Raw genomic sequence first — 951 nt, 5'->3', positions numbered from 1 at the left:
GTTTGTCGTCGGCTGATGTCAATGCCCGGGATCGGTGCTGTCGTAGGACTAACTTTCCGATCAGCGGTCGATGATCCTGCCCGCTTCACCTCTTCGAAGAAGATAGGGCCATGGGTGGGCCTCACACCATTGAGCCGCCCCCCGAAAATCGGACAGCGACGGAAGCTACGATCTGAGGTCTGCTGTTCCCCAAGACGAGGAGATCAGAACATGTCGAAACGCAGGAACCATGGCGCCTCCCCCGCCAATGAGATCGACGTGGACGAGGTTCTCGTGATCGGGGAGCACGATCCGTAGGCATAAGCCGACGGCAAGCGCAAAGGCCCGAGCGGCGCAGGAGCGCTCTCGGGCCCTTCGCCGTTCGGTTGCGTGCGCCCGCTCGGCACTCGGAGCCGACGCAAGGTCGGCACTCCACTTTGTTCGGATCTGGAGTTCGTTCATGGCTGCGATCCGGTTGCTGAAGGCGCAATCGGGTGCAGGATCAGGGGACGCGCTGTGGTCTGTTCAGCCGAGCAGCGCTTCCGGGTCACCGCCCGCCTCAACATGCGCGATGTACCACGCCGGTTTACGCCCCCGGCCGGACCAGGTAACGGTCGAGTTCTCGGGATGCCGATAGATCTTCGTCGAGGGCGCCCGCTTGATTTTCGGTCCTCCGAGTGCCGCCAATTCGTCAAAGTTGTAGCCCAACTCATGGGCGAAGATCACGAGCTTGTTGCGGGCATCCGTCTTTTGCCGCACTTCGAAGTTGGCGATCGCCTTGACGATGGCCTTCTGCAAATCCCGCAATTCCGCGAGCGACATGGCATTCAGGTTGAAATCAGGCATTAGGTTCAGGACTCATTGAGTTTCAGAGCCAGAAGATGACAGTTGCGGCGAGTGCGATGGCCGAGAGGTAGACCTTGGGACATCTGTCGTAGCGGGTTGCGATCCTGCGCCAGTCCTTGAGGCGGC

The 951-nt window shown here is 60.5% G+C and carries 1 protein-coding gene and 2 pseudogenes; 1 reads left to right on the top strand and 2 read right to left on the bottom strand.

The window, feature by feature from the left end; translation table 11 throughout:
• Positions 1–129 (top strand): annotated as a pseudogene (locus tag GV832_RS21690) (transposase); the annotation flags it as partial.
• Between the two features lie 375 nt (positions 130–504).
• Here the strand turns inward: GV832_RS21690 and GV832_RS21685 are convergent.
• Together GV832_RS21685 and GV832_RS21680 are read right to left on the bottom strand one after the other, a co-directional pair.
• Positions 505–825 carry an H-NS histone family protein gene (locus GV832_RS21685; protein ID WP_168776930.1) on the bottom strand — a complete coding sequence of 107 codons (321 nt, stop codon included), beginning with the start codon at positions 823–825 and terminating at the stop codon, positions 505–507.
• A 22-nt stretch (positions 826–847) separates the two neighbouring features.
• Positions 848–951, bottom strand: a pseudogene (locus tag GV832_RS21680) (IS5/IS1182 family transposase); the annotation flags it as partial.

This window comes from Stagnihabitans tardus (assembly GCF_009925085.1).
GTDB lineage: Bacteria > Pseudomonadota > Alphaproteobacteria > Rhodobacterales > Rhodobacteraceae > Stagnihabitans > Stagnihabitans tardus.
This window is presented reverse-complemented; position numbering and strand designations above follow the sequence as displayed.

Excerpts from the sequence above, each read along its gene's own strand:
- GV832_RS21685 (WP_168776930.1), bottom strand. The coding sequence starts at position 825 with ATGCCTGATTTCAACCTGAATGCCATGTCGCTCGCGGAATTGCGGGAT.